Origin of the sequence: Methyloceanibacter marginalis, assembly GCF_001723295.1 — a bacterium.
Taxonomy (GTDB): domain Bacteria; phylum Pseudomonadota; class Alphaproteobacteria; order Rhizobiales; family Methyloligellaceae; genus Methyloceanibacter; species Methyloceanibacter marginalis.
This window is the reverse complement of the sequence record NZ_LPWD01000236.1, coordinates 1-4,591: the sequence shown is the minus strand read 5'-3', so window position 1 is coordinate 4,591 and position 4,591 is coordinate 1. Positions and strand designations below refer to the sequence as shown.

General features: G+C 64.8%; 6 protein-coding genes. 3 read left to right on the top strand and 3 right to left on the bottom strand.

Going from position 1 to position 4,591, the window contains the following annotated elements:
• The 3 genes from AUC71_RS09290 to minE form a co-directional block, all read left to right on the top strand.
• On the top strand, positions 1 to 445 hold a 445-nt coding region (locus AUC71_RS09290), incomplete at its 5' end, for a septum site-determining protein MinC (RefSeq protein WP_244500873.1).
• A gap of 16 nt (positions 446 to 461) precedes the next feature.
• Complete coding sequence (minD, locus tag AUC71_RS09285) at positions 462 to 1,271, top strand: septum site-determining protein MinD (protein WP_069624040.1); 810 nt, start codon at positions 462 to 464, stop codon at positions 1,269 to 1,271.
• On the top strand, positions 1,268 to 1,594 hold the full coding sequence (gene minE / locus AUC71_RS09280; protein ID WP_069624039.1) for a cell division topological specificity factor MinE: 327 nt from the start codon (positions 1,268 to 1,270) through the stop codon (positions 1,592 to 1,594). Before minD ends, minE begins: the two co-directional genes overlap by 4 nt.
• Positions 1,595 to 1,614: 20 nt before the next feature.
• Here the strand turns inward: minE and AUC71_RS09275 are convergent, their stop codons facing one another.
• From AUC71_RS09275 to AUC71_RS09265, 3 genes are all read right to left on the bottom strand, one after another.
• Positions 1,615 to 2,397, bottom strand: a complete 783-nt coding sequence (locus AUC71_RS09275) for an MlaD family protein (protein WP_342021830.1) — start codon at positions 2,395 to 2,397, stop codon at positions 1,615 to 1,617.
• A 93-nt stretch (positions 2,398 to 2,490) separates the two neighbouring features.
• A complete protein-coding gene (locus tag AUC71_RS09270) occupies positions 2,491 to 3,306 on the bottom strand; it encodes an ABC transporter ATP-binding protein (protein ID WP_069624037.1) in 816 nt (271 codons plus the stop codon).
• Positions 3,303 to 4,481: an MlaE family ABC transporter permease gene (locus AUC71_RS09265; protein ID WP_083238230.1), complete on the bottom strand. Its 1,179-nt coding sequence runs from the start codon at positions 4,479 to 4,481 to the stop codon at positions 3,303 to 3,305. Before AUC71_RS09265 ends, AUC71_RS09270 begins: the two co-directional genes overlap by 4 nt.
• Positions 4,482 to 4,591 lie beyond the last annotated feature (110 nt).

Below are 4,591 nucleotides of genomic sequence, written 5' to 3'. Positions count from 1 at the left end.
CACCGTGGCCGACGCGGCCAAGGTCGCCGCGGTCGCCTGCCAATACGACGAGGCGGACTCGTACGCACGCCCGGCCGCGTCACCCTTTGCCGTGGAAGCGGCGCCCAACCCTCTAAGGGTCGGCGTGCCCGAAGGACCGCTTCCGTTCTTCGGCGACACCGCCTACGAGTCTCTCTATCGCGCCGCCATCGACCGTGTGGCGAGCCTCGGCGCCGAGATCGTCGCCACCGGATCGATCCACATCTACGGAGCGCTGCGGGGCAGAGTCTTGGCCGGGGCGGACGGAAATCAGGCGGCGCACATCTTCTGCCACCGGCTTGCGGCCGAGCTTGTGGCCATCGACGGATATTACCGCATGGCGGAGGATCTTCCCCCGAGCCTGCTCGAGAAGCCCGCTCACGCGTGGCTGGAAGACGGCATCCTAACAATCAAAGCACTCGACTGAGGCAAGGAGGAACGGCATGGCGCAGGTCGTCGTAGTGACATCTGGAAAGGGCGGGGTCGGCAAGACGACGACGAGTGCCGCGCTCGGCGCGGCGCTTGCGCAGACCGGCGAACGCGTCGCGGTCGTCGATTTCGCGGGGCTCCGCAATCTCGATCTCGTCATGGGCGCGGAACGCCGCGTCGTTTATGACCTGATCTACGTGACGCAGGGGACGGTGAAGCTGTCTCAAGCGCTCATTCGCGACAAGCGCCTCGAGACGCTCTACCTGCTCGCCGCGTCCCAGACGCGCGACAAGGACGCCCTGACGGACGAAGGGGTGGCGAAGGTGATCGCCGAGTTGCGCGAAACCTTCGACTGGGTCATCTGCGACAGTCCCGCCGGCATCGAGCGCGGCTCGACGCTCGCGATGCGTCATGCGGACGTGGCCGTGGTGGTGACGAACCCGGAAGTGTCTTCGGTACGCGATTCCGACCGCATCATCGGGCTGCTCGACGCCAAGACCGACAGCGCGCGCGGCGAACACATGGACAAGCACCTTCTGATCACGCGCTACAACCCGGTGCGCGCGGGCCGCGGCGATATGCTGAATGTCGACGACGTCATCGACATTTTGTCTCTGCCGCTGCTCGGCATCATTCCCGAAAGCGACGAGGTCTTGCGCGCTTCGAATCTCGGTTCGCCCGTCACCATCAACAATCCCAAGAGCGCGCCGGCGCGCGCCTATAGCGACGCCGCGAGACGGCTGATGGGCGAGGACATCCCGATGGACTTCCCCACCGACCGCAGCGGCATCTTCAGCAAGCTGTTCGGAAGGAAAGCGGCATGAGCTGGTTCATGCCATTCAGAAGGCGAAAGTCCGCCTCGGTCGCGCGCGAGCGTCTCCAGATTCTGCTGACGCATGAGCGCGGGGCCGACAACCATTCCAACTTGATCCCGCTTCTGAGGGAAGAGGTGCTCGCCGCGGTCGCGAAATACGTCACCGTGGACGTGGACAAGGTTCAGGTGAAGATCGACCGGGGGAAGGAGATCTCGCTGCTCGAGATCGACATCGAGATTCCGTGCGATCCCGAGCCCAGCTCGCTGAAACGGCGCGATCGCACATCGCGGGCGGCACGCTCACAGCGCCTGGCGGTCAGCTCGGCCCATTAGCCTTCTAACGCAGCTAAGACTTAGCGTCTCGGGCCGGGCCCGAACCCTCGCGCGGAGGGAGAGGACTCCGACGCGCTTCCCGGCGGGCTCCCGCCGCGCAGCAGGAATCCCGTCGGGCTCTGCTCGAACTTTTCGAGGATCCGGTTGAGGGTCACGGCCGCGCGCCGCGCTTCCTGCATGGCGGCGCTGAAATCCTGCATGCCTTGCTTGGCCTGCTGGGTGAGGACATCGACATTGTTGTCGAGCTTCCCGCCCAGCTCGCTGAAGGCCTTCGCCCCCTCGTTCAGCTCGGTGATGGTCTGACTGATTTCCTCATCCTTGCTGTTCAGCATGGCGGTGAACTCGTTCACGTTGGTCATCGTGCTGTTGACCGCCGCCTCGTTCGCGGCGACGAGGTCGTTCAAGCGCTGGATGAAGGCATTGGCGCTGTCGAGGGCGGCGGGTGCGGCGTCGAACAGCCCGCCCGTGGCGCCGGGGGCGGCCTTGATCGTCGGAATGGGATCCTCGTCCGTCGCCACCAGGAGCGGCGAGTCCGGTGTGCCGGGCGTGATCTCGACGCCTTTGCCGCCGGTGAGGCCGAGGGACTGGATCTTGGCGCGCGAATTCTCCCGCACCGGCGTGTCCTCATGGACGCCGACCACGACCTGCACCTTGCGCCCATCGGTCGATCGAGCGCGAAGGTTTGCACTTCGCCGATCTTGATGCCGTTGAAGGAGACGCTCGATCCGGAGGTGAGACCCGATACGGAGCCTTCGAACACGATGAGGTAGCGCTTGCCGCCGCTCGCGAAGTTCGTGATCCAAAAAATGAAGATGAAGGCGAAGGCGAGAGCGCCCAGAACGAAACCGCCGATCATCAGATAGTTGGCCTTGGTTTCCATCGACCCTCAACAACCGTCAGGCGTCATTCGCGATCAGCCGTCGTTGCTCGGTGGGGCTCGCGGCGCGTGCCCGCTCCCCGCAGAAATATTCCTGGATCCACGGGTGATTGGGCTGGCTCTGTAGTTCGGCCGGCGACCCCGTCCGCACGATCTTCTTGTCCGCTAGAACGGCCACCCTGTCGCACACCGTGAAAATGGTATCAAGGTCGTGGGTCACCATATAGACCGTTAGGCCAAGTGTCTGTTGCAACTTGCGAATTAGGTGATCGAAGTCGGTGGCTCCGATCGGGTCGAGGCCAGCGGTCGGCTCGTCCAGGAAGACGATCTCCGGGTCCAGCGCGAGCGCCCGGGCGAGGCCGGCGCGTTTGCGCATGCCGCCGGACAGCTCCCGAGGGAAACTTGTGGGCGGCGTGGGCGGCAGGCCGACCATGGTGAGCTTGAGGAAGGCCAGGTCGTCCATCATGGCCTGTGGCAGGTTCAGATGCTCGCGCATGGGCACCTGGATGTTCTGCAAGACCGTGAGCGAGGAGAACAGCGCCCCGTCCTGGAAGAGAATGCCCCAGCGCTTTTCGATCTCTAGGCGGGCTTGCGGCGTGAGCGTCTTCGCATTTTGCCCGAACAGTCCGACATCGCCCTTGTCGGGCGTGACCAGCCCGGTGATGACCCGCATCAGCACCGACTTGCCTTGCCCCGAGCCGCCGACAATGGCGAGGATCTCGCCGCGATAGACGTCGAGGCTGAGCGACTCCCAAATCTGATGGCTGCCGAAGCTCTTGGCGAGCCCGCGCACGGAGATGACCACCTCTCGTCCGTCGGTGCCGGTCACGGTCACACCCCGATCCCCGACAAGAACATGGCGAACACGGCGTCCAGGATAATGACCAAGAAGATCGCCTTGACCACGGCGGAGGTGACGTGGCTGCCGAGGGACTCCGCGCTGCCCTCCACGCGCAAGCCTTCGAGACAGCCGACAAGGCCGATGATGATCGCGGCGAAGGGCGCCTTGATCATGCCGGCCATGAAGTGCTGGAAGTCGACCGCTTCGTGCAGCTTGTCGATATAGGTCCCCATGTCGATGCCAAGCACGCCGAAGGCCATGACGCCGCCGCCTGCGAGCGCCATGATGTCGCCGAGGAACGTGAGCAGCGGCAGGGCCACGACCAGCGCCAACACGCGCGGCAGCACCAGCGTATCCATGGGGTCGATGCCGAGCGTGCGCATGGCGTCGATCTCCTCGCGCATCTTCATCGAGCCGATCTCCGCGGTGAAGGCGGAGCCGGAACGGCCGGCGACCATGATGGCGGTCAGGAGGATGCCCACCTCGCGGAGCGCCAGGATCGCCACCATGTTCACGGCGAACGGCTCGGCGCCGAAGGGTCTGAGCTGCACCACGCCTTGCTGCATGACCACCGCGCCGATCAGAAAGCAGATCAGCGCGATGATCGGCAACGCGCGTAGCCCCGCGTGATCGAGATGATGAAAGAACGACGTGGTGCGGAAGCGCCACGGCTGCCTGAACAGCCGCAGGAACGCGGCCGTGACCTCGCCGAGAAACGCCGTGAGCTGCACCGCGTCTTGCCACACGCTGGTCACGGCCTTGGTCGTGTCGTCGACCAGTTGTTGCAGCGGGGCGACCTTGTCGATCTCGGGCCGCTTGGCTGCCCCGCGTTTGTGCACTTCCTCAATAAGAATGCGGAAGCTTTCGGTGGCGCCGGCGTAGTGGGTGCGCAAGCCGCCCTTCTGCCAGGCCCTGGCCGTGCGCTGTAGGAGCCAGGCGCCGGCGGTGTCGATCTCGGCGATGCCGGCGATATCCATCTCGCCGGTGAAATCGGGCGACGGCGGAATCGGAACCCGCAAGCGCTTCAGGGCCTTGTCCAGATCGGCCACTTCCGCGACCGTCCAAGCGCCGGTGGCGATCAGCCGGAAGGTGGTCCCGCGCAGCTCGACGCGAAAACCCGGAGCGCGGGCTTGGGTCGGCAGGACGAGCTGGTGGTCGCGCTTGAGCATGGAAGGGCTTAGCTTGGATCGTGCTGTAAGCTTTCGGGCGCGCCGCGGTTAAGTGCTTACGTTTTAGGACGAAATTGCGGGAGAAATAAAGGCGTTATGGCAGGCGGCAT